19 protein-coding genes and 4 tRNA genes are annotated in these 21,335 nt (G+C 57.4%); 12 read left to right on the top strand and 11 right to left on the bottom strand.

The window, feature by feature from the left end:
- Positions 1-101 precede the first annotated feature (101 nt).
- On the top strand, positions 102-626 hold the full coding sequence (locus H4317_RS18945; protein WP_185888105.1) for a hypothetical protein: 525 nt from the start codon (positions 102-104) through the stop codon (positions 624-626).
- Between the two features lie 74 nt (positions 627-700).
- Here the strand turns inward: H4317_RS18945 and H4317_RS18940 are convergent, their stop codons facing one another.
- The 5 genes from H4317_RS18940 to fbaA form a co-directional block, all read right to left on the bottom strand.
- A complete protein-coding gene (locus H4317_RS18940; RefSeq protein ID WP_185888104.1) occupies positions 701-1,408 on the bottom strand; it encodes an outer membrane beta-barrel protein in 708 nt (235 codons plus the stop codon).
- An 11-nt stretch (positions 1,409-1,419) separates the two neighbouring features.
- Positions 1,420-2,082: an outer membrane beta-barrel protein gene (locus H4317_RS18935; protein ID WP_185888103.1), complete on the bottom strand. Its 663-nt coding sequence runs from the start codon at positions 2,080-2,082 to the stop codon at positions 1,420-1,422.
- A 135-nt stretch (positions 2,083-2,217) separates the two neighbouring features.
- Positions 2,218-2,291 (bottom strand) — tRNA-Pro (locus H4317_RS18930).
- A gap of 106 nt (positions 2,292-2,397) precedes the next feature.
- A tRNA-Pro gene (locus H4317_RS18925) sits at positions 2,398-2,471 on the bottom strand.
- Between the two features lie 269 nt (positions 2,472-2,740).
- Complete coding sequence (fbaA, locus tag H4317_RS18920; protein ID WP_185888102.1) at positions 2,741-3,823, bottom strand: class II fructose-bisphosphate aldolase; 1,083 nt, start codon at positions 3,821-3,823, stop codon at positions 2,741-2,743.
- Positions 3,824-4,249: 426 nt separating this feature from the next.
- Between fbaA and H4317_RS19460 the strand changes: the two genes are divergently transcribed.
- From H4317_RS19460 to H4317_RS18905, 3 genes are all read left to right on the top strand, one after another.
- Positions 4,250-4,765: a T9SS type A sorting domain-containing protein gene (locus H4317_RS19460; RefSeq protein WP_185888101.1), complete on the top strand. Its 516-nt coding sequence runs from the start codon at positions 4,250-4,252 to the stop codon at positions 4,763-4,765.
- A 133-nt stretch (positions 4,766-4,898) separates the two neighbouring features.
- Positions 4,899-6,038, top strand: coding sequence for an NAD(P)/FAD-dependent oxidoreductase (locus H4317_RS18910; protein WP_185888100.1), 1,140 nt, complete (start codon positions 4,899-4,901; stop codon positions 6,036-6,038).
- Between the two features lie 172 nt (positions 6,039-6,210).
- Positions 6,211-7,659 (top strand): ArnT family glycosyltransferase, encoded by a 1,449-nt coding sequence (locus H4317_RS18905; protein ID WP_185888099.1) that lies wholly within the window; start codon positions 6,211-6,213, stop codon positions 7,657-7,659.
- 24 nt (positions 7,660-7,683) lie between these two features.
- Here H4317_RS18905 and H4317_RS18900 read toward each other — a convergent pair whose 3' ends face one another.
- On the bottom strand, positions 7,684-9,471 hold the full coding sequence (locus H4317_RS18900; RefSeq protein WP_185888098.1) for an ABC transporter ATP-binding protein: 1,788 nt from the start codon (positions 9,469-9,471) through the stop codon (positions 7,684-7,686).
- Between the two features lie 271 nt (positions 9,472-9,742).
- On the opposite strand from H4317_RS18900, the gene H4317_RS18895 reads away from it, so the two are divergent.
- The 8 genes from H4317_RS18895 to coaE all read left to right on the top strand — a co-directional run bounded on the left by H4317_RS18895 (position 9,743) and on the right by coaE (position 16,342).
- Positions 9,743-10,831, top strand: coding sequence for a Glu/Leu/Phe/Val dehydrogenase dimerization domain-containing protein (locus tag H4317_RS18895; protein WP_285891473.1), 1,089 nt, complete (start codon positions 9,743-9,745; stop codon positions 10,829-10,831).
- 102 nt (positions 10,832-10,933) lie between these two features.
- Entirely contained in the window at positions 10,934-12,118 is a 1,185-nt protein-coding gene (gene nusB, locus H4317_RS18890) for a transcription antitermination factor NusB (RefSeq protein WP_185888097.1), read from the top strand.
- 86 nt (positions 12,119-12,204) lie between these two features.
- The gene (locus H4317_RS18885; RefSeq protein WP_073281000.1) at positions 12,205-12,516 is read left to right on the top strand and encodes a YtxH domain-containing protein; all 312 of its coding nucleotides are present in this window, start codon (positions 12,205-12,207) and stop codon (positions 12,514-12,516) included.
- Positions 12,517-12,697: 181 nt separating this feature from the next.
- On the top strand, positions 12,698-13,705 hold the full coding sequence (locus tag H4317_RS18880) for an isocitrate/isopropylmalate dehydrogenase family protein (protein ID WP_185888096.1): 1,008 nt from the start codon (positions 12,698-12,700) through the stop codon (positions 13,703-13,705).
- A 30-nt stretch (positions 13,706-13,735) separates the two neighbouring features.
- A complete protein-coding gene (locus H4317_RS18875) occupies positions 13,736-14,257 on the top strand; it encodes a DUF1573 domain-containing protein (RefSeq protein ID WP_185888095.1) in 522 nt (173 codons plus the stop codon).
- Positions 14,258-14,374: 117 nt separating this feature from the next.
- Positions 14,375-14,707 (top strand): preprotein translocase subunit YajC, encoded by a 333-nt coding sequence (yajC, locus tag H4317_RS18870; RefSeq protein WP_185888094.1) that lies wholly within the window; start codon positions 14,375-14,377, stop codon positions 14,705-14,707.
- Between the two features lie 15 nt (positions 14,708-14,722).
- Entirely contained in the window at positions 14,723-15,691 is a 969-nt protein-coding gene (locus tag H4317_RS18865) for a hypothetical protein (RefSeq protein ID WP_185888093.1), read from the top strand.
- 57 nt (positions 15,692-15,748) lie between these two features.
- On the top strand, positions 15,749-16,342 hold the full coding sequence (gene coaE, locus H4317_RS18860) for a dephospho-CoA kinase (protein ID WP_185888092.1): 594 nt from the start codon (positions 15,749-15,751) through the stop codon (positions 16,340-16,342).
- 132 nt (positions 16,343-16,474) lie between these two features.
- Here the strand turns inward: coaE and H4317_RS18855 are convergent, their stop codons facing one another.
- The 5 genes from H4317_RS18855 to H4317_RS18835 all read right to left on the bottom strand — a co-directional run bounded on the left by H4317_RS18855 (position 16,475) and on the right by H4317_RS18835 (position 21,270).
- A complete protein-coding gene (locus H4317_RS18855; protein ID WP_185888091.1) occupies positions 16,475-17,647 on the bottom strand; it encodes a GNAT family N-acetyltransferase in 1,173 nt (390 codons plus the stop codon).
- A gap of 84 nt (positions 17,648-17,731) precedes the next feature.
- Positions 17,732-19,333 (bottom strand): hypothetical protein, encoded by a 1,602-nt coding sequence (locus H4317_RS18850; protein ID WP_185888090.1) that lies wholly within the window; start codon positions 19,331-19,333, stop codon positions 17,732-17,734.
- Between the two features lie 69 nt (positions 19,334-19,402).
- Positions 19,403-21,016 carry an ArnT family glycosyltransferase gene (locus H4317_RS18845; RefSeq protein WP_185888089.1) on the bottom strand — a complete coding sequence of 538 codons (1,614 nt, stop codon included), beginning with the start codon at positions 21,014-21,016 and terminating at the stop codon, positions 19,403-19,405.
- A gap of 81 nt (positions 21,017-21,097) precedes the next feature.
- Positions 21,098-21,175: transfer RNA gene (locus tag H4317_RS18840), tRNA-Val, on the bottom strand.
- A 20-nt stretch (positions 21,176-21,195) separates the two neighbouring features.
- Positions 21,196-21,270: transfer RNA gene (locus H4317_RS18835), tRNA-Val, on the bottom strand.
- Positions 21,271-21,335: the final 65 nt, after the last annotated feature.

The raw sequence follows: 21,335 nt of genomic DNA, 5'->3' as shown, positions 1-21,335 counted from the left end.
AGCGAGAAGTGAGACCTTTGCAGCGTCTTATGAGCACTTGGTTCAACGCTCGACCCACGGCTTCTTACTTCTCACGTCTACTCTCTCACTTTCAGTACAAAATGAATCGGATTTTCTTGCTGCTTTCCCTTTTCCTGATTCTGGCTGCCGGTGTGGCCTACTACTTTCTGGGTGGCTTCAAAAAAGCCGATGTGACGCTGGAAACTACGGCTCAGCCTATCTTTCTGGCCGGCCGCTACTTCGAAGGCCCGGCCAACAGTGAGCAGTTCGGTGACATGACCCGCGAAGCCTACGAAATCCGCACTTCGGGTAAGATGCGGGGCACTTTCGGCAATATCTTCTACAACGACCCCGCCAAAGCCAGTGAAACCGCCAAGGTGTTTGTGGGCTTGGTTGTAGATGATACCGTGTCGCAGGCGCTTCCTAAGGGCTACCGTTACCGGGCTTTTGCCGCTGGCCAACGGGTGTTGCATGCCCGCATCGTTGCCAGCTACCTCGTAGCACCAGATAAGCTCTACACCGGCGTGAAGGCAGCTGCCAAGGAGCAGGATCTGACTCTGCATAACGTATATCTGGAGAAATTTCCCACTACTGGCCCGGTAGAAGTTTGGGCGGTGGTGAAATAAGCAATACGGATTTATCTGCCATAAAGAAGCCTGGCCGGAAACTCTTTCCAGCCAGGCTTTTTTGTTTGAGCCGCTTACAGAGAAGAGCCGCGGCCTAAGTAGAACGACGCACCCAGGCGCAGGTCGCGCAGCCGGAAGCCCGCATCGAATATGGATGACGTTCGGTCATTGCTGCCGTAACCTTCTCCGCTGTAAGCAAAGTGCTGATAGGTAAGGCCTCGCAGACTCACTGCCAGTGCGAACAGAGGTGTGGGGAAGTACACAACCCCCGGACTCAACTGCCCATAGAACCCTGAAATCTTAGTGTCAGAATTGCCAATATAGACGGGAGGCTCATCTTCGTAATTCGTTACGGAGTACCCTGCGCCAAGCTGGCCGTAGAACGCGGCTTTACTACCGATGAACTTGTAGTACCGGGCAAAGGGTCCTACCTGCAGCCGGCGCATGGTACTCTCGCCATACAGCACGTCGGCGGTTGCCGGCCCGGGGCCTGGGTTAATAACGACTGGGACAATAGCAGGATACTTATGCGCGTCCCGTTGCCAGTTCAGTTGTACTCCTACTACTAGGTTGTCGGCCACAAAATAGCCAGCAGTTGGGCTGATAGAAATTTGGCGTAAACGGTCCTCGTATGCCGGCCGAAAATTGGTAGCCCCAACTTTAGCTTTCTGCTGCCGATAGCCAAGGTTGCCGCCCAGCAGCACTGTGCCAGCTGAAATCTGTGCCTGCGCGGCAGTGGTTGTCGCCAATGCTGCTACGAGGCCAAATAGGTAGTGTCTCATGGTGCAGCGTGCTAATTACGACCCAGATAGAAAGAAGCACCAAAGCGCAGGTCGTTCAGGCCAAAGCCAAAATCGAGTGAGCTGGTCTTTGTCTCAGGGGAAAAATCACGGGCTTCCTCTTTCATCTGCTCATAGCTTAGGCCGCGCAGGGAAAGCTCCAGCCCGAATTTGGGAGTAGGGAAGAACACGAAGCCCGGGGCTAGCTGCCCATAAAACCCTTTTCGGTCGTGTTGGAAGGAAGGAAATCCTAAACCCGGATCAATGAGCTGGCGGGCACTCCGATAGCCGCCGCCGACCTGCCCGAAAAAAGCTGCCTGGTCGCCGCCAACAAACTTGTAGTAGCGCAGTACCGGCCCGAGGCTGAATTCCTTGGTGTTGTATTCGCCATAGGCAACATACGGGTCAAATGGATCAATGGCATTGTAAATAGGATAGTCCTCGTTGCCATTGACATAGCCCAGATTCAGTCCCAGCATCAGGTTGTCGGCCAGAAAGTGCCCTGCCCCCAAGTTGCCTTCGAAGCGGCTGACTTTGCTGTCGTAGTTGCCCGACTTGTTGGTGACGCTGGTGTAGCCAATGTTGCCAGTCAGAAGGGTAGTGCCTTTCGCAATCTGGGCCTGCGCCCCCGAGGCTGCAGCAAGGCTGAGTGCCAGGCTGCTAATAAGGATTTTCATGTGAAAAAGGATAAGAGAAGAGGAAATAGGAATGGCAAAGTAACGTGGAATACTCCGGGCAATTACAGCAGGCTACAAATAAAAAAGCCCACTGAACGTAAGTTCAGCGGGCTTTTGGTAACCTAACATATGAAGTCGGGGTGGCAGGATTCGAACCTGCGGCCTCCTGCTCCCAAAGCAGGCGCGATACCGGGCTACGCTACACCCCGAATTTCCCTTTGGTGCAGTCTGCTGCGCCAGAGAATTCAGATTTTTTGGCCGAAAAAAGCCTCCGGGTGGGGTTCCCAGAGGCTCTTCGAGCAAGAAACTCTTCAGTCGGAGTGGCAGGATTCGAACCTACGACCTCCAGCACCCCATGCTGGCGCGATACCAGGCTACGCTACACCCCGAGAGAATTGAGACACAAAGGTAAGGCAGAATCCGAGAGTTGCACAACCCTTGCCCGATAAAATTCTGCCGCCAGGCCGGTTGCGTCGGCCTGTTTACAGCCCATAGAAGCCCTATTCGGGGCGAATCAACCTCATTGTCTTTTGCTTAGGATCTTGCGTACCGGCTTGAACAGCACTCGAAATATATTGGCCGGATGGCCCTAAAACGCAACAGCCCCATTCAAGCAAGTTGAATGGAGCTGCTTTGATGCAAGCGTGAGTGCCGAAACCTATGGGCGGCGATTCACGGCGTTTAGGTCTTCGAAAGCCTGCTTGAGACGGGCAACGAAGGTCTTTTCGCCTTCGCGCAGCCACACGCGCGGGTCGTAGTACTTCTTGTTCGGCGAATCGGGGCCGTTAGGGTTGCCGATCTGGCCCTGCAAGAAGCCTTCGTTCTTGACGTAGTTGTTTTTGATGCCTTCCCAGAAAGCCCATTGCAGGTCCGTATCAATGTTCATCTTGATAGCACCGTAGCTGATGGCCTCGCGGATTTCTTCCTGGCTGGACCCGGAACCGCCATGAAATACAAAATCGACAGGCTGCGGGCCCGTGTTGAAATGCTCCTGCACGTACTGCTGCGAGTTGTGCAGAATCTTGGGCTGTAGCTTCACGTTGCCGGGCTTGTACACGCCGTGCACGTTGCCGAAGGCCGCAGCCACCGTGAAACGGGGACTTACTTCGCTGAGCTCTTTGTAAGCATAGGCCACTTCTGAGGGCTGCGTGTAGAGCTTGGAGCTATCCACGTCGGAGTTGTCGACGCCATCTTCCTCGCCGCCGGTTACACCCAGCTCGATTTCCAGCGTCATGCCGATTTTGGCCATCCGCTCCAGGTAGCGCTTGCAGACTTCAATGTTCTCCTCAATCGGCTCTTCCGACAGGTCGAGCATGTGGGAGCTGTAGAGTGGCTGCCCGTACTGCGCAAAATGCTTTTCGCCGGCCGTTAGCAAGCCATCAATCCAGGGCAGCAGCTTCTTAGCGGCGTGGTCGGTGTGCAGAATAACCGGCACATCGTAGAGCTCGGCCATGGCGTGCACGTGCTGTGCTCCGGAAATGGCGCCGGCGATGCTAGCCCGCTGGTTATCGTTCGAGGGGTACTTGCCCGCAAAGAACTGAGCACCACCGTTAGAAAATTGAATGATAACCGGCGAATTCACCTCATGGGCGGTTTCAAGCACGGCATTCACCGTGTTGGTGCCGGTGACGTTTACGGCCGGCAGCGCGAAGGAATGCGCCTTGGCATACTGGAAAAGGGATTGAACTTCGTCGCCGTGCAGGACACCGGCACGTAGTCCGGTAAGGGTTGGTGCAGCCATTGCGGAAAGGATGAAAATTGAGTTGTGAGCCTTCGAACTTACTCACTTTCTGCTTAGCACACCTCACCAAAAGACCTTGGCAGGCTGGACAAGCCGACTATTACAAAGATTAAGTGTTGGCTTAAAATTTTGAAATACAGTGTTTTATCAGGGGTGAAATGACGCTGATTCAGACAGGTTTGCAGTGAGCCAATATATTTCAACCGGGTGGAGGAGGGGATGCTGCAAGCCGTAGGACCAAGCCACGCCAGCCGGTGGCACCAAGGAAGTAGCAGGGGAGAAATATTATTTTGAAATTATTAAAGTCGGGGTGCCAAGTATGGCCTTTGATTATGAGTGGATTAGGTATATTTTTTCAGGTGGAATATGGATTTTGGCTATCTTTGTCAAAATACTGTATTGCTCACTTTTGCGTTAGGCGTGCGTATGAAAACACTCTTTACACTCGTTTGTCTGGTAGCCACTTTCTTGCTGTCGACACCCGTTCAGGCCCAGACCAAAACCGCCGCTAAGCCGGCCGTTAAGAGCCCCACGGCTAAAGCGCCGGCTACGGCTAAGCCGTCGGCCAAATCGCCGGTAGCAGCTACTGCTAAGCCGGTTGCCAAGCCGGCTACAGCTGCCACAAAGCCTGCTGAAGCACCAACTGCACCTCTTGCCCTTGTAACCGATAAGATGGAGCAGCCAGCCACCAACACCGGCGCGCTGAAAGTGCGGGCCGAAACTAATCCGGTGACAAAGCGCCTCACGGTGCGGACGAATGCCTCTGGCCCAACCCGCGTGGAAATCAACGGTCCGGATGGCCGCCCGGTCATCACCCGCGACCTGCTAAGCAGCAATGATGTAGCCACACTCGACGTGAGCGGGTTGCCGGCTGGCGCCTATATCGTGCAATGTACCTCGGGTGAGCGGCACGGCATGAAGCGCGTGATGGTAGGACAATAGGCTTGAGCTTACTAGTAGAAAGCCCGCTTGGCAGTTGCCGGGCGGGCTTTTTTTATGCACAAATACCCCGTAGCCGCTTACTGCCCGAGTTGGCAGAATCAGGCAAGAAGCCAGGACTATTTACTTTCGCCGGATGAGTATTCCAACGCTTTCCTATTGGGAGCATCAGACGTTTCTGCAAGGCTTCGATGTCGTTGTTATAGGAGCAGGACTGGTTGGGCTAACAGCGGCGCTGCACCTGCGGCAGCTGCGCCCTGGCGCACGCGTGCTGGTACTGGAGCGGGACACGCTGCCCAATGGAGCCAGCACGAAAAACGCGGGCTTTGCCTGCTTCGGGAGTATATCGGAGTTGCTGGAGCAGGAAGCACGCGGTGGCACTGCTGCGCTGGTGCAAGTAGTACAGGCGCGCTGGGAAGGCCTTGGCGAATTACGGGGCCTGCTTGGCGACGAGGCCTTGCGCTACGAGCCGGTCGGAGGATTTGAGCTGTTTCGGCCTGCCGAGGCAGAGCTGGCGAAACGCTGCCGCGCTGCCGTACCGTACTACAACGAGCTACTAGCACCCGTCATTGGGGCACCAGCAATATTCCGCGACGCTACTGCCCACCTGCCTGCTACCGGCTTTTCAGGAGTCGAGGTGATGCTTGAAAACACCGCCGAAGGAGCACTGCATACCGGCCGCATGATGGAAGCCTTGCTGCGGCGTGCCTGGGCGGCAGGCATTGTGGTGCTGCACGGCTGTGCTGCGCTGGCCCTTGAATCAGGTTCCAACCTGGTCAATATCCAAACTTCGCTGGGGCCACTATCTGCGCCCCAGGTACTGCTGGCTACCAATGCCTTCAGCCGGCAGTTTTTCCCGGAACTTGATGCGCAGCCCGGCCGCGGGCAAGTGCTAGTCACGGAACCCATAGCCGGCCTGCACCTGCCCGGTACCTTCCACTACGACAAAGGCTACACCTATTTCCGGCAGATTGATGGCCGTATTCTGCTGGGCGGTGGCCGCCACCTTAATTTTGAAGCCGAAGCTACCACCGAGCCTGGCCTCACGCCGCAGGTGCAGCACTACCTGGAGCAGCTGCTGCGCGAGGTAATTCTGCCCGGCCGCGCCGTGCGCATCGACTACCGCTGGAGTGGCGTTATGGCCTTCGGGGCTGAACTGGAGCCAATTGTGCGGCCATTGGCGCCGGGCGTGTTTGGGGCCTTGCGCTGCAACGGCATGGGCGTGGCGCTGGGAGCGGGAGTAGGCCGGAAGGCGGCGGAGATGCTGTGTCGGTAAGCAGGTGCCTTCAGCCAGCAGGATTATACAGCAGAGACACACAACTCTTCACGTTCAGGAGGCTAAGGAAAATGCCGAATATTGTGCCGAGAATACGCGTTACGTCTGTATCACATAATTATAGCATCTCTCCCATTTGTCTAAGTTCTCTTCTTCCAGACTTGCAGTCTGCTTGGCCTTGTTTTTTCTGCTGGCTCTGGCATTCTTCTCGTTCTTTTTCCGGTTGGGTAGCGCGCCGATGCAGCTCTGGGATGAGTCGCGGCTGGCTCTGAACGCCGCCCAGATGCTTAAGCACCAGCAGTGGCTTATCACGATGTACCAGGACCAGCCGGACCTGTGGAACACCAAACCTCCGCTGATGATATGGCTGCAGGCTCTGAGCATACAGGCGCTGGGCTACACGGAACTGGCGGTACGACTGCCATCGGCGCTGGCGGCGCTGGCTACTACGTTGCTGCTCTTCTGGTATGGCCACCGCTATTTGCGCGGACCGTTACTGGGGTGGCTGGCCGCTGTCGTGTTGGTTTCGGCACCCGGCTATGTGGGCTGGCACGTAGCGCGCACCGGCGACTATGATGCCTTGCTGGTACTCTGGACAACTGCGGGAGTGCTGGCTTTCGGACGATACTTAGCCACCGAGTCGCGGCGTGCCTTGTGGCTGGCCGCGGCCGCCTTCACGCTGGCGGTATTTACGAAAGGCGTAGCGGGGGTACTGGGCTTGCCGGCGCTGGTGCTGGCGGCGGCTTTTACCGGCCACTTGCCTACGTTGTTGCGGCGGCGTGACCTATACTTATGCGGCTTAGCGGTAGTGGGCATGGTGGGAAGCTATTATGCCATTCGGGAGGCTGCAGGGCCGGGGTACTTGGCTGCCGTTTGGGCTAATGAGCTAGGCGGACGCGCTGGCGGATCGTTGGAAGGACACGAGGAGTCTGTGGGCTGGTACACGAGCCTGCTGGCAGAGTTCAAGTTTTCGTTCTGGCTGGCTTTTGCTGTAGTTGGCTTCGGCTTAGGCATTCGCCAGGCCCGCACCACACCCGAATACCAGCTGGCCGTGCTGTGCGGCGTCTGGGTAGGCTGGTATCTGTTGCTGCTCAGTAGCATGCAAACCAAGCTTACGTGGTACGATGCCCCCATTTATCCTGCGTTGGCACTGTTGGCGGCGCTGGGCATTGGGGCCTTAGCACAGGCGGCACATACCCACTTTCAGCTTCCTGTGCTTCCGCCAGTGCTGTGGGTGTTGGGGTCGTTGCTGCTGCTGTGGGGGCCATACGCCAACCTTATGAGTGACCTAACCACTCAGCACCGTCATCGTTTTGTAGAGGCGGAACTGCAGTTTGGCCGGCACCTGCAACGGCAACATGAAAACCTGCCGGCTCTGACTGCCTACACGTTGATGATGCCTCCGAGCTACAATGGCAGCACGGAATGGTATGGATTCATTGCCGAGCAAACTCGCCAGCACCAGCTTACCTACCGGCAGGCTAATGCACTAAACCAGATTGCTACGGGTGAGACGGTGGTGGTCTGCGGCAACAAGCAGCGTCAGCAGCTTTTGCAGCAGTACGCGGTGGAGGTGTTGTGGCAGCAGGACTCGTGCGCCACGCTACGGGTAATCCGCTAGTAGAAAGTTAGCTCCAAGGCAAGCCTACGCTGCGTCCTCGCTCTGCAGCTGGCGTTCATATAGTGCACGGTACAAGCCCTCGGCGTCTTGCATCAGGACTTCATGCGTGCCGTGCTGCACTATCTGGCCGTCGTCGAGCACCAGGATTTCGTCGGCCAGCTTCACCGACGACACGCGGTGCGAGATGATGAGACTGGTCCGGTTGTGCATAATGCGCTGCAGGGCGCCCAAAATGGCGTTTTCGGTGTTGGTATCCACGGCCGACAGCGAATCGTCTAGAATCAGGATTTTGGGCTCCTTCACCAACGCTCGCGCAATGCTCACCCGCTGCTTCTGGCCACCCGACAGCGTAATGCCCCGCTCGCCTACTTTGGTGTCGAAGCCTTCTGGGAAGCGCATTATGTTGTCGTAGACGTTGGCGTCTTTGGCAGCCTGCAGCATACGGGCTTCATCGGCAGTATCGAGGCCGAAATTGATGTTGTTGCGGATGCTGTCCGAGAACAGAAACACGTCCTGCGGCACGTAGCCGATTTGCTCGCGCAGGCTGGTCAGGGCGAAGTCGCGCACATCCACGTTGTCAATCCGGATGGCGCCCTCACTCACATCGAACAGGCGGCAGAGCAGCACGGCCACCGTGCTTTTGCCGGAGCCCGTATTGCCGATGACGGCCAGCGTCTGGCCCGGCCGAATGCGGAAGCTCACGTTGCGTAGCGCCTGTATGCCGGTGTCAGGATAGGTGAAGCTGACGTTATCAAAGACGATGTCGCCCTGAATTTCCTGCTGCACGTTCTCGCGCGACACGATGTCGGTTTTCTGGTCCAGAAACTCGTTGATGCGGGCCTGCGAGGCTTCGGCGCGCTGCACAAGGCTGCTGGTCCAGCCCAGCGCCGTCACGGGCCAGGTCAGCAGGTTCACGTAAATCAGAAACTCGGCAATGCTGCCCGTGGTGATGGTGCCCCGGATAACCTCCTGCCCGCCCAGCCACACTGTTACGATGGTGCTCAGGCCCACCAGAAACAGAATCAACGGGAAAAACAGCGAGTTCACAAAGTTCAGGCTCAACGACTTCTCCTTGTAATGCTCCGAGGCAATGGAGAATTGCCGGTGCGAGTCTTCTTCGCGCACAAACGACTTCAGTACCCGGATGCCCGAAAATGCCTCCTGCACGAAGGTGGTCATGGAAGCCAAAGAGCGTTGGATTTCGTCGGATTTACGCTCAATCAGGGTATTCACGTAGAAGATGCTCACGCTCAAAACAGGCAGTGGCAGCAGTGTGTAGAGCGTCAGCTTCACGTTTACCATCAGCATGAGCGGCACGATGAGCACGAACAGAATGACGAGCTGCATAAAATACATCAGCGCCGGCCCGATGTACATGCGCACCCGGCCCACATCCTCGCTGATGCGAGACATCAGGTCGCCGGTGCTGTGGCGGCGGTAGAAGGCCAGCGGCAGGCTTTGGTAGTGCTGGTAGATTTCGTTTTTCTGGTCGTTTTCCACGTGCCGGCTCATCACGATGAGCGTCTGGCGCATGAAAAACAGAAACACGCCCCGCAACAGCGCCAGCACAATAATGAGGGTGCCATACAGCAACACGTTGCGCCCGAACAGCGAATACACCTCACTCTGTGCTGAGGTGCCCGCAAACAGATGGTACAGGTCGATGCCCTCACTTACCAAATCGAAGGCGTAGCGCACTATCTGAGCCGGGAAAATGGCCAGCAGCGTGCTCAAAGCCACGAACAGCACGCCACCGAGGAAGTGCCATTTATAGCGAAACAGGTATTTATTGGTAGCGGAAAGTGCGCGCACGGCAGAAGGGAATAGAAGCCGGAAGTCATACGGCCTGTCCGTCGCGAAGATAGCGCCGCCAATGGCCGTAACCGGAAATTGGGTTACTTTTGCACCCGAATTGAGGTGTGTGCCACGGAGCGGGGCTTTGTGCCGGACTAGCAATAGCCGGTTTTGAGCCATTCAACGTAAACGCTGTGCCGCGCCGCCGCGCACTCCTCAAAGATACAACACGCAAGTACCGCTCTGTTCCTTCCCCCAAAATTCCCCCACCCTCATTTTCTCCATCCCCATGGTTGAAATCCAAGAAATGACCGACACGTCGGTTTTCAGTCAGATTGCTGAGCACCAGCACGAGCAGGTAGTATTCTGCCACGACCACGAAACTGGTCTGCGCGCCATCATTGGCATCCACAACACGGTGCTGGGCCCGGCCCTGGGCGGCACGCGCATGTGGCACTACGCCTCCGACATGGAAGCTCTGAACGACGTGCTGCGCCTCTCGCGCGGCATGACCTACAAGGCGGCTATTTCGGGCCTCAACTTGGGTGGTGGCAAGGCCGTCATCATCGGCGACCAGACCATGAAGACCGAGGCGCTGCTGCGCAAGTTCGGCCGCTTCGTGAAAAACCTCAACGGCAAGTACATCACGGCCGAAGATGTAAACATGACCACCAAGGACATGGAGTACATCCGGATGGAAACCAAGCACGTAGCGGGTCTGCCCGAAAGTATGGGTGGCTCCGGCGACCCGTCGCCCGTAACGGCCTTCGGTACCTATATGGGGATGAAAGCCGCCGCCAAAAAGGCCTTCGGTTCTGATTCGCTGGCTGGCAAGCGCATTGCGGTGCAGGGCGTGGGCCACGTGGGTACCTATCTGCTGGAGTATCTGCAGAAAGAAGGCGCTCAGTTGGTACTGACTGACTACTACGAAGACCGTGCGCTGGAAGCGGCAGCCCGTTTTGGCGCCCGCGCCGTGGGCCTCGACGAAATCTACGACCAGGAGGTGGACATCTACTCGCCTTGTGCGCTTGGTGCGACCATCAACGATAACACGATTGACCGGCTGAAGTGCCGCGTTATTGCCGGTTGTGCCAACAATCAGCTTAAGAGCGAAAACGTGCACGGACCGGCTCTGGTGGAGCGCGGCATCGTGTATGCCCCCGACTTCCTCATCAACGCTGGTGGCCTCATCAACGTGTACTCGGAAGTAGTGGGCGGCAGCCGCCAGACGGCCCTCACCCAGACCGAAAAGATTTACGACTACACCACGCAGGTGCTCAACAAAGCCGAGCAGGAGCAGAGCCATCCGCAAGCCGCCGCCATCCGGCAGGCTGAGGAGCGCATTGCCTCGCTGGGCAAAGTCAAATCCACTTATTAATTCCTGATTGTTGATTGCGGATAGTTGATTGTTGGTAGGCTCCCGGCTTCCGGCAACAAGAATCAATCAACTATCCGCAGTCAACAATCAACCCGACAACTCATGCTCAACCGTCGCACGCTCCGCATCAAGGTCATGCAGGCCCTCTACGCCTACCATCAGGCAGTTGCGTCTGATTTTTCGCTGGCTAATGACCAGATTGCGGATGCTTTTGCGCCCGATCTTACCTCGCCGGAGCCGCAGGACCGCCGCAAACTACAAGGGCAGCGCAAGCTGGCCGAAGTAGTGTTGAAGGAGTGGTACAAGAGCGGCGAAGAGCCTGAAAAAGGCGACGATGCCGACGTGTACGGTGCCGTGCAGGATGCCATCAAATACTACCAGAAGGCGGTTGCCAAGGACGCCAACTTCTACGGCGGCCAGATGATTCATGCTGCCGAGAGCATCCACGACCAATACCTGCACCTTCTCAATATCCCGGAAGCGCTGCTGCAGGTAATTGAGGAAGACAAGGCTCGCGCGGCCCGCAAGCACATTGCGTCGGCTGAGCCGCAGCTGGATACCACTCGTCTGGAAGAAAACCAGGCAATCCAGAAGCTCATCAGCAACACGCAGCTGCAGACCCTCACCATTCGTCGTTCCCAGCAGTGGCATGGCGAAGAAGAAATGGAGGCCTTGCGCGGCGCCTGGCGCAACGAAATGCGGCAAGACCCGGAGATAATCAGCTATCTGGCGGCTCCGGCCGGCAACTACGCCGAGGACCAGGAAATGCTGAAGCACATCTTCAAGTCCTTCGTGTTCAAGGGCGAAAGCCTGCCGCGTTACATCGAGGAAGACGACCTGAACTGGGAAGAAAACCGGTCCATCGTCAAGAATCTGGTGCTGAAAACGGTGAAGATGCTCGATGAAGCCGCAACAGAGGAGCTGGAGCTAATGTCGCTGTCGGCGAACTGGACTGAGGACAAGGAGTTTGCGGAAAGCCTGTACAAGCAAACCCTGGCCGACGACGAGAAATACGAGAAGCTGATTGCCGAGTCGGTGCAGAACTGGGACGTGGAGCGTGTTGCCCTCACCGACAAGATTCTGCTGAAGATGGCGCTTTGTGAAATGCACCTGTTCCGGGGTATTCCGGTAAAAGTGACCATCAACGAGTACATCGAAATTAGCAAAATTTACAGCACCCCGAAGAGCAAACAGTTTGTGAACGGGATTCTGGATAAATTGGCCCAGGATCTGACGGCTAGCGGCGCCATTCGCAAATCGGGCCGCGGCCTCTTGGACAACCAATAGCCCTTGGGCCGGGCAACCTCGTAGGGGGCTGCTTCGTCTATAAGGTGTTATTTTCTCTCTTCCCACCACGCCACGTTTCCAATTTTATGGGTAGCAAAACCACTACCGGTATTCTGTGCTTCGCGGGCGGTGCCCTCACCGGGGCCGTCATCGGACTTCTGTATGCACCTGAGAAAGGCCGCGAAACCCGCAGCTGGCTGAGCTATCAGCTGGAAAAATACCGCGAGACGCTGGCCGACCTCACTGAGAACCTCGTTACGAGCCGCGCCGACCAAAGCCCCAGCTCTGCCAAGAGCGAAGGCCAGCGCGTGATTCAGGACGCCAAAAGCAAGGCCGAGCAGCTGCTCGGCGACGTTGATCAGCTCATCAACCAGATAAACTCCCGCAAAGGCAGTTGAGAATGACGCAAGTGACGAAACTGTGCTGATGCGCTGATTTGCAGGAGGCTTACTCCCACTCTGCAAACGGCACATCGGCACATTTTTCATTTGTGGCACATTCTAGCGTGGTACCTTTGTGGCAACAAGGCCGGCCGGTTGGGTCGGCTTCCCCATCTCCCCATCCCTCATTCATTACTTGATGCATCTCATCACTCTCATCCCCGGCGACGGCATTGGGCCGGAAATCACGAAAGCTGTAACCGACATTTTCGCTGCCGCCAAGGTGCCTGTGCAATGGGAAGAGCAGAACGCCGGACAGACTACTTTCGACCAATCGGGCGAGTTGATTCCGCAGGCCTTGCTGTCGTCGTTGGAGAAAAACCGCGTGGCGCTGAAAGGCCCCATCACGACGCCGGTAGGCAAAGGCTTCCGCAGCATCAATGTAACGCTGCGCCAGAAGTACGACCTGTACCAGAACGTGCGCCCTTCTAAAACCACCGACGGTATCAAGACGCGCTACGAAGGCATCGACTTGGTGCTGTTCCGCGAGAATACCGAAGGCCTGTACTCGGGTCTGGAAGTGTACGATGAGCGGCTGGGCATTGCCGACTCGTTCAACCGTATTACTAAGGAAGGCTCGCGCAAAATCTGCCGCGCCGCCTTTGCCTACGCCGATAAGCACGGCCGCAAAAAGGTAACGCTGGCTCACAAAGCCAACATCCTGAAAATGGCCGGCACCCTGATGCTGAACGCCTGCAAGGAAGCCAGCAACGAGTTTCCGCACATCGTGTTCGAGGACAAAATCATCGACAACATGTGCATGCAGCTCGTGAATAAGCCCGAGCAGTTTGATGTGGTCGTAACCACCAACCTGTTTGGTGACATCCTGTCTGACCTGTGCGCGGGCCTCGTAGGCGGTCTGGGTGTAGTAGCTGGCGCCAACATCGGCGACGATATGGCCATTTTTGAGGCCGTACACGGCTCGGCCCCGGACATTGCCGGTCAGGGCAAAGCAAACCCTACGGCGCTGCTCCGTTCGGGCCTGATGATGTTGCACCACCTCGGTGAGCACACCTACGCCGACCAGATTGAGAAGGCGCTGGAAAAGACGCTCAAAGACAAAGACAAGTGCACCGGCGACCTAGGCGGCAAAGCCACAACTACTGAGTTTGCCCAAGCAATTATTGCTAATTTGCAGAATGCATAGGCAGCTGCCTGTGCCCACATTTTTCTTCGCATGAAACGTATTCTTTTTCCCTCTTTCCTGCTTGCCGGTGCTTTGCTGGCAGGCGCCTGTTCCAACGATAAGACGGCCGAAGTCGGTACGGAAGGCATGAACGCCGCCGCTACAGAAGCCGCTGCTAACCCGACCGTTGACAACCCCAACGTGACGACCGACACGGAAGTGGCCAACCCCAATGCGCCCGTAATGACGTTTGACAAAACCGAGCACGACTTCGGCGACATCAAGCCCGGCGCTGTGGTAAAACACACGTTTGAGTTTACGAATACCGGCAAAACGCCGCTGCTCATCGAGAATGCCCAGGCTTCGTGCGGCTGCACCACGCCCTCCTGGACCAAGGAGCCCGTGCAGCCGGGTGGCAAAGGCACGATTGAAGTGCAGTTCGACAGCCACGGCAAATCGGGTATCCAGAACAAGCAGGTGGCCGTGCGTGCCAATACCACGCCTAGCATCAACCAGATTTCCATTAAGACCAATATCCTGCCCGATGGCGAGCAGGGCCCCGTTCGTCAGTAGAGCATATCAGGCAACTGAGAATGAGGTGAAGCAAGGTTCTGGTTATCAAGGAGCCTCGTTTCACCTCATTGCCGTTTTCTGTTTTTCTGCCATCGTATTGCCTAATTGACTCTTCCCATGTTTGCTACCCTTTTCCTGCAGGCTACTGCTCCTTCCTCCGCCAACAGCTTCATGTCCTACCTGTTCCCGGTAGCCATTGCCGTAGTGCTTTACTTCTTCATGATTCGGCCCCAGCAGCGCAAAGTAGCCGAGGCCAAGAAGTTTCGCGAATCCATTGTGAAGGGCGCTACCGTGGTTACGATTGGTGGCTTGCATGGCAAAGTGCTTGACCTCACCGACGAAACGGTTATTATTGAGGTAGACCGGGGTACCAAGCTCAAGTTTGACCGCTCGGCTATTTCCCGCGAAGTGAAACCCGCCAAAGCTGTCGACACGCCACCGGTGGCCTAATCCTGCTCTGTTTGTATGCCGCTCGTTCGTTCTGCCCGTGTGCTGCGCTGGTTCTTCAGCCCGTTCTACGGGCAGGAGCGTAGCTATTGGCGGGCCGTAACGGCATGCTTTCTGGCGGCCAGCACCTTCTGGCTGCTGAACGCCCTGAACAAGACGTATACCACCCGCATCACGTATCCGCTGGCTTGGCGCTACGATGTATCGCGCTACGTACCTGTGAAGCCCCTGCCGACGGAAGTAGCCGTGAACGTAACCAGCCGTGGCTGGAAGCTGCTACGTAAGCAGCTGATGCTGGACGTGAAACCGGCTGAAATAACCCTGTATGCGTTGCCCAACACGCGCTACGTGACAGGCATGGCTGTACGGCCGGCTCTGCAGGCTGCTATGGAAGGGCTACAGTTCAACTATCTGATTTCGGATACGCTTTGGGTAGAGTTTGACCGGTTGGTGAGCCGCCGCCTCACCTTGGCCCTTAGCCCGGCTGCCGATGGCTCGGCGCTGCCATTTGCGGCGCGCTTTATGCCGGCGCAGGTGCTGTTTCAGGGGCCGGCAAGGCAAGTAGAGGCGCTGGCCAACCCGTATCCGGTGCATCTGCCACAGGCCCCTGCCGGCAGTAGCAACGGCGACCTGAGCGTACCGATTGGTGGTCCGGAGTTGGTGCAGACCAATGTGCAGGAAGTGCGGGTGCGCCTGCAGCCCCGCCCGCTGGTGAGTATCGCGCTGGATGTGCTGCCGGAGCTGGCGGGCTTTCCGCCCGGCCGTGAATACCGCCTGAGCCCGGCTACGGTGCGCGTACGTCTGCAGTGCTTCCCCGAAGACAGTGCCCGCCTCGACCGTAGCCAAGTACGCGTGCAGCTGCACTACGGTCAGTTTTTGGGGCCTGACTCCAGCCTGCAGCCGGTGCTGGCGCAAGTACCTGAAGTGGTGCGCGGCCGCCGCGTTATCACAAAGCTAGTGCGCATTGCTACGGTTCCTGCAGACTAGCGGCACCCCGTTTGGCCTTCCTGCTTCTATCCACTTACTCAGTTCTCACAGTAGCGTATGCGTCGGATTGGTATTACGGGTGGTATTGGCTCCGGGAAAAGCGTGGTATGTCGGTTGTTTCAGGTGCTGGGCGTGCCCGTCTACGACTCAGATTTTCGGGCCAAATGGGTGATGGTGAACGATGCGCAGCTCCGTGATGAACTGTTGGCTGCTTTCGGCCCGGAAACGTTTGACGACACCGGCCAGCTCAACCGCGCCCACATCAGCCGTCTCGCCTTCTCCGATCCGGCGCAGCTGGCCCGCCTCAACGCGTTGGTGCACCCCGCCGTCGGCCGTGATTTTGCGCTGTGGTCGGCAGACTGCGCGGCGCAGGGCCACGCCTATATTCTGAAAGAAGCGGCTTTGCTCTACGAATCGGGGGCTTACCGTCAGCTGGACCAGATTATCACGGTGTTTGCGCCGCTGGAAGTCCGGCAGGCGCGCGTGCTGCACCGCGACCCGCACCGTACTGCCGATGATGTGCTGGCTATTATCGGCAAGCAGATGAGCGAGGAGGAGAAGATGCAGCGCGCCGACCACCTCATCCGCAACGACGACCAGCACCTGCTGATTCCGCAGGTGCTGCGCCTGCACGAGCAATTCAGCCAATGAGTGAAGGAGCTGAATAAAACTGTCATCCTGAGTAACGCGAAGGACCGTCTCCCGCTGCAACAACTTGTTGCAGCGGGAGACGGTCCTTCGCGTTACTCAGGATGACAACCTTAGCTATTCGTTATCTGAAGCTTATCGGATAATCGGGCTGCGCTCGAAGGGCCGCTGCCGGTCGAAAAGGTAGCGGTACGTGACGTGCGTTTTGTAGATGCGGGCGCCAATAGAACGGGTCAGGGCGAGCATCCGGGGGTTGAAGTCGCCTATCCAGTTCATTTCAATTTCGGTGTAGCCTGCGCGCATAAACTCGGCCCGGGCATGCACCATCATGGCACTTTCCACACCCTTGCCTTGCCACTCCGGCACCACACCAAAGATAACTCCGAACAGCTTTTTATCGGTTCGCTGCTCGTAGCGGCGCTTCTGCCACAGAAAGCGGAGCTTGTTCCAGAGGTTGAAATTGCGGCCTACATGCTTGAAAATCTGGTTCAGTTCGGGCAGGCTCACGAAGAAAGCCACCGGCTCCTCGTTGTGATAGGCAAACCAGAGTAGCCGCTCATCGAGCACGGGCTTCATTTGGCGCACCAACTCATGGGCTTTTTCCAGCGGCATGGCCGCAATGCCGCTATGGTTGGCCCAGGCCAAGTTGTACACATGGTGAAAGTCGCGGGCCATCTTGTCAGGGTCGCGCTTGCTGGCGTGCCGGAACTGGAAGGTCGGGTACTGCTCGGCATAGCGCACGGCGGCGGCGCTGAACGCCTGATGCAGCGGCATAGCTACTTCGCGGTAGCAGGTGTACTGCTTGAAATACACCTGAAACCCGTAGCCTTCAAACAGCTGCTGATAATAGGGCGGGTGGTAGAACATGCCGTAGTTGGGCTCCGTGAAGCCCGCAACCAGCAGCCCCCAATATCGGTCCCGCTCCCCAAAGTTGATGGGGCCATCCATGGCCACCATGCCGCGCGCCGCCAGCCAGGTTTGGCTGGCTTCAAACAGCATATTCGCCGCCGCTTGATCATCAACACACTCAAAAAAGCCCATCCCGCCGGTGGGCAGTGTGGCATCAGCGTGAGCGGTCTGCTGGTTTACGAAGGCGGCTACCCGGCCAATGACTTCGCCGGCGTCATCGGTTAGAATCCAGCGGATAGCTTCGCCATGCTTAAAATTGGCGTTTTTCTCAGGGTCGAAAACGGCTTCCAACTCGTGGTCGAGCGGCGGAATCCAGTTGGGATGCTCCCGGTAGATTCGCTCCGCCAGGTCGCGGAACTGACGGGCGCGGGTAGAGTCGGTGACTTCGAGCAGAGGCATAGCAGGTGCTGTTGGGTAAAGGCAGAGAAGATGCCCGCCGATAACCAGGGACCGGCAGACATGGGCCCGAAGGTAAGAACAGACTTACGGACGACGGAAAACGGACAGCACCTTGACACCTCCGGCCCGGATGGCATGCACTTCCGTTCCTAGCGAGTCGAGGTAGGACTGAGGATGCCAGCGGTAGCCTGCCAGGTAGTAGCGGGCTGTGCCGCCGGGCGTGTACCGGATGCGGGCCCGGTCCTGGGGTGGTAGAATCAGCGAGTTGTTGTAGAGCGGATAGTGCCAAAACACGTTGACCGTCAGGGTCGGCGACGAATCGTGAGCTAGGACCCACTCCAACCCCTGGCGGTAGCCCAAGCCCCAGTAGTCACGCTCGAAAAGCTGCTCAGCTACTTCGCCCATCAGAAAGCTGAAATATACATTCTGATGCGGGTGCATCTGCACAATACGAACGGCAGTGTGGCCCGTTTCGAGCACGCCCAGCCCGATGGCCAGCCGGGCGGCAGTGCGGCGCCAGCCGGTTTGCCTGCTTATCTGCACCAGTTGCCGGATGCCTTGCACTGCCCAGAGCAACAGTGCCGGATAGATAAAGTACAGGTGCCGCCAGCCCTCATAAACTACCGTGTGCGTAAGCATCACTACCAGCATCGGACCCAACAGCCAGAGCAGTAGCATCACACCCGTACGCCCTGCGGGAGTGCTCAGAGCGGCCCACCTTCGCAACCAGCCGTACCGTAGCGCGGTGCCTATCCCGGCCACCGCTGCCAGTGAGAATGGCAGCGGAATTGTGATGCCCATCCAGACCGGAATATAGTGCCACGGCAATTCGCCTACCAGCAGGTGCCGGCCCATGTAGAAGTTGGTGAAGCCCCACGGGTAGCGCACGGCGTGCGAACTGACCTCCAGCAACTCGGGCAGCGAATGAGCCCACAGATAGGGCCAACCGGCCAGCACACCCACTACCGTAGCCCCTGCATAGGCCAGCGCCACCTGCAGCAACTGCCGGTTCGACACGGGCTCCGTACCCCACCGCTTTTCCAGCCAGAGCCCCACTACCGTGAACAGTACCAATTGTAGCCCCTGCACCCGGATGTCCATGGCCAGCGCCGTAGCCAGCCCATGTACCAGCGCCCGCCCTACCGTAGGTCGTTGGCACAGACGCAGCAATGTGAGCATGGCCAGCGTGAAAAAGGCCATGTACACAATGTCCTTCCCATTGTAGAAGCCTTCGGCAAAAAACCTGGGCGAAAGCACCAGCAGCCCGGCCCCCAATAAACCCCAGCGCCAGTCGCGCAGCCAGTGGGCTCCCAGCCGGTACAGCGCCCAAGCGCCTGCGGTGAAAATGCTGAATATCAGAAAGTGGCGCAGCAGGAAATAGGAGCGGGAATCGTGGTCGGTGAGCAGATAGCTCAACACCACGGCGCTCATTTCGAACAAGGGGCCGTGGTGCGCGTCCGGAAAATCGCGGATATCGGGGGTGGTGACGAAGGTGGGGTGCTGATGGATCGGATGTCCTGCGGGCAGTAGGCTGGCAATGAACTTGATGTTGACCAGCCCATTAAGGTGGTTGTTCGTCTCGTCCCACGATACGCCATAGTCGCGGTGCAGCCAAGCGCCGAGCAGCAGTAGAGTCCCGAAAAAAATGCCCGTGCTTAGCCGGCGGGCTTTACTGGCAAGAAGCATGAAGAGAAACTGAGCAGTAAAAGCGGATAAGTGGGCAGGAAATCGGCTGCTAAGATGCGAAGCACAGGATTAGGGCCGGCGAAATACCGAGAGAATCTTAATGCCCCCTGCCCGGACGGTGTACACTTCCGGTCCCAGACTATCAGGATAAGGCTGCGGGTGCCAGCGGTAATTGGCTATGAAGTAGCGGGCAGTAGCGGCACTACGGGCCGGCACCCGGCGTAGGCGGGCCTGCTCGAGAGCGGGCAGCAGGAAAACGTTGGCGTACACCATATCCGGCACGTCGCTGGCGACAGTGACCTGCGGGGCAGAGTCGTGAGCCATAACCCAATCCAAGCCTTGCCGGAACGCCAGACCCCAATAGTCACGCTCAAACTGCTGCTCTACCATCCGGGCCGGCAGAAAGCTGAAATACAGATGCTCATATGGATGCAGCTGCACCATGCGAATACCTGTTCGGGCTGTTTCAACACCTGCTACCACCAACAGGCTTATTGCCAGCCAATAGGCACGGCGGTGTTTCACCACGGCCCTGAATAGCACTAACAGCCCTTGTACCGCCAGTAGTAGCAGCGCCGGATACACAAAATACAGATGCCGCCACCCATCATACAGCGTTGAGCGTAAAACTATTACCATCAGAATTGGGCCACATAGCCACCCGATAAACAGCAGATCCAGGCGGCCCACCGGAGTGCGCAAGCTCGCCAGCCGCTGCCGGAACAGATAGTACAGACTATATCCAAGCCCCAGCAGCGCCGCCAGCGAGTAGGGCAGTGGCGTAGTGATGAGCAGCCAGACCGGGATATAATGCCACGGCAGCTGGTCGGCCGGCACAAACTGCCCGAAGTATAGATTGGTGTAGCCCCAGTTGTAGTGGCTCACGCGGCTGTATACCTGAGCGAAACGCACCAGTGGATCCTCCCACAGGTAAGGCCAAAACACTATTACTGCTAACGCCGTGGCGGCCAGGTAAACTGCCGCACTTTTCCATAGGCGTCTTCTGGGTACTGAATCAGAAGGGCCGGGGAAGCAGGCCAGCAGGCAAAGGCTGCTTATCGTGAAAGCCACCAAGATGACACCGGGCATCCTTACCCCAATGGCCGCGGCTGTCGCAATGCCATGCAGACACGCCCCGCCCAGCGTGGGCCGTTCGAACAGGCGCGCCAGCGTATATATAGCGAGAGTGAACAACGCCATAAATACGATGTCCTTGCCATTGAAAAAGGCTTCGGCAAACATGCGCGGCGACAGCACAAGCAGAGCGGCCGCCAGCAGCCCAACCATCCGGTGTCCGAATCTAAGCCAGATCAATCGGTACAAAGCCCACACGCCCCCCATAAACACCAAGAATATCAGCAGATGACGCATCAAAAAGTAATGCGTGGAATTGCCGTGAGTCAGGAGCCGGCCCAGCCCGGCCACCGGCAGCTCAAATACCACGCCCTTGTCATAGTCCCGATGGCGAAAGAGGGGCGTTATGACAGATACGTTCGGATCATCCTGGCCGAAGCCTGCAAATAGCTTCTCAGCAATATACTTGCCGCTGACCGCCCCGTCTTCGTGGCTTACGGGCTCATCAACCGATACGCCATAGTCGCGAAACAGCAGCGCGCCCGTTAGCAGCAGAAGCCCGAAAAAGGCGCGTACCAGCCAGAGTTGCCACGTAGTACTTACTCGCATAGCCCCAAACAAAATGGTCTTTACTGGCCTTGACGCCGGCCAGAAAACAAAAAAGGACAGCCGGCAGGGCTGTCCTTTTATTGGTGGGAGATACTGGGTTCGAACCAGTGACCCTCTGCTTGTAAGGCAGATGCTCTGAACCAGCTGAGCTAATCTCCCGAGGGGTAAGGCAATAATAGTGGGAGATACTGGGTTCGAACCAGTGACCCTCTGCTTGTAAGGCAGATGCTCTGAACCAGCTGAGCTAATCTCCCATGGGCGTGTCCCGTTTGGGATGGCAAATATGGCAGGTCATTTTCGATTACGCAACTCTTTATGC

This window comes from Hymenobacter sediminicola (assembly GCF_014250515.1).
Classification (GTDB): Bacteria; Bacteroidota; Bacteroidia; order Cytophagales; family Hymenobacteraceae; genus Hymenobacter; species Hymenobacter sediminicola.
This window is presented reverse-complemented; position numbering and strand designations above follow the sequence as displayed.

What these genes read in the sequence shown, in the direction of transcription:
- fbaA (WP_185888102.1), bottom strand. Translation starts at nt 3,823, where the DNA reads ATGGCTGCACCAACCCTTACCGGACTACGTGCCGGTGTCCTGCACGGC.
- H4317_RS18885 (WP_073281000.1), top strand. Translation starts at nt 12,205, where the DNA reads ATGGGTAGCAAAACCACTACCGGTATTCTGTGCTTCGCGGGCGGTGCC.
- H4317_RS19460 (WP_185888101.1), top strand. Translation starts at nt 4,250, where the DNA reads ATGAAAACACTCTTTACACTCGTTTGTCTGGTAGCCACTTTCTTGCTG.
- yajC (WP_185888094.1), top strand. Translation starts at nt 14,375, where the DNA reads ATGTTTGCTACCCTTTTCCTGCAGGCTACTGCTCCTTCCTCCGCCAAC.
- H4317_RS18940 (WP_185888104.1), bottom strand. Translation starts at nt 1,408, where the DNA reads ATGAGACACTACCTATTTGGCCTCGTAGCAGCATTGGCGACAACCACT.
- nusB (WP_185888097.1), top strand. Translation starts at nt 10,934, where the DNA reads ATGCTCAACCGTCGCACGCTCCGCATCAAGGTCATGCAGGCCCTCTAC.
- H4317_RS18910 (WP_185888100.1), top strand. Translation starts at nt 4,899, where the DNA reads ATGAGTATTCCAACGCTTTCCTATTGGGAGCATCAGACGTTTCTGCAA.
- coaE (WP_185888092.1), top strand. Translation starts at nt 15,749, where the DNA reads ATGCGTCGGATTGGTATTACGGGTGGTATTGGCTCCGGGAAAAGCGTG.
- H4317_RS18845 (WP_185888089.1), bottom strand. Translation starts at nt 21,016, where the DNA reads ATGCGAGTAAGTACTACGTGGCAACTCTGGCTGGTACGCGCCTTTTTC.
- H4317_RS18865 (WP_185888093.1), top strand. Translation starts at nt 14,723, where the DNA reads ATGCCGCTCGTTCGTTCTGCCCGTGTGCTGCGCTGGTTCTTCAGCCCG.
- H4317_RS18895 (WP_285891473.1), top strand. Translation starts at nt 9,743, where the DNA reads ATGGTTGAAATCCAAGAAATGACCGACACGTCGGTTTTCAGTCAGATT.
- H4317_RS18880 (WP_185888096.1), top strand. Translation starts at nt 12,698, where the DNA reads ATGCATCTCATCACTCTCATCCCCGGCGACGGCATTGGGCCGGAAATC.
- H4317_RS18875 (WP_185888095.1), top strand. Translation starts at nt 13,736, where the DNA reads ATGAAACGTATTCTTTTTCCCTCTTTCCTGCTTGCCGGTGCTTTGCTG.
- H4317_RS18945 (WP_185888105.1), top strand. Translation starts at nt 102, where the DNA reads ATGAATCGGATTTTCTTGCTGCTTTCCCTTTTCCTGATTCTGGCTGCC.
- H4317_RS18855 (WP_185888091.1), bottom strand. Translation starts at nt 17,647, where the DNA reads ATGCCTCTGCTCGAAGTCACCGACTCTACCCGCGCCCGTCAGTTCCGC.
- H4317_RS18935 (WP_185888103.1), bottom strand. Translation starts at nt 2,082, where the DNA reads ATGAAAATCCTTATTAGCAGCCTGGCACTCAGCCTTGCTGCAGCCTCG.
- H4317_RS18850 (WP_185888090.1), bottom strand. Translation starts at nt 19,333, where the DNA reads ATGCTTCTTGCCAGTAAAGCCCGCCGGCTAAGCACGGGCATTTTTTTC.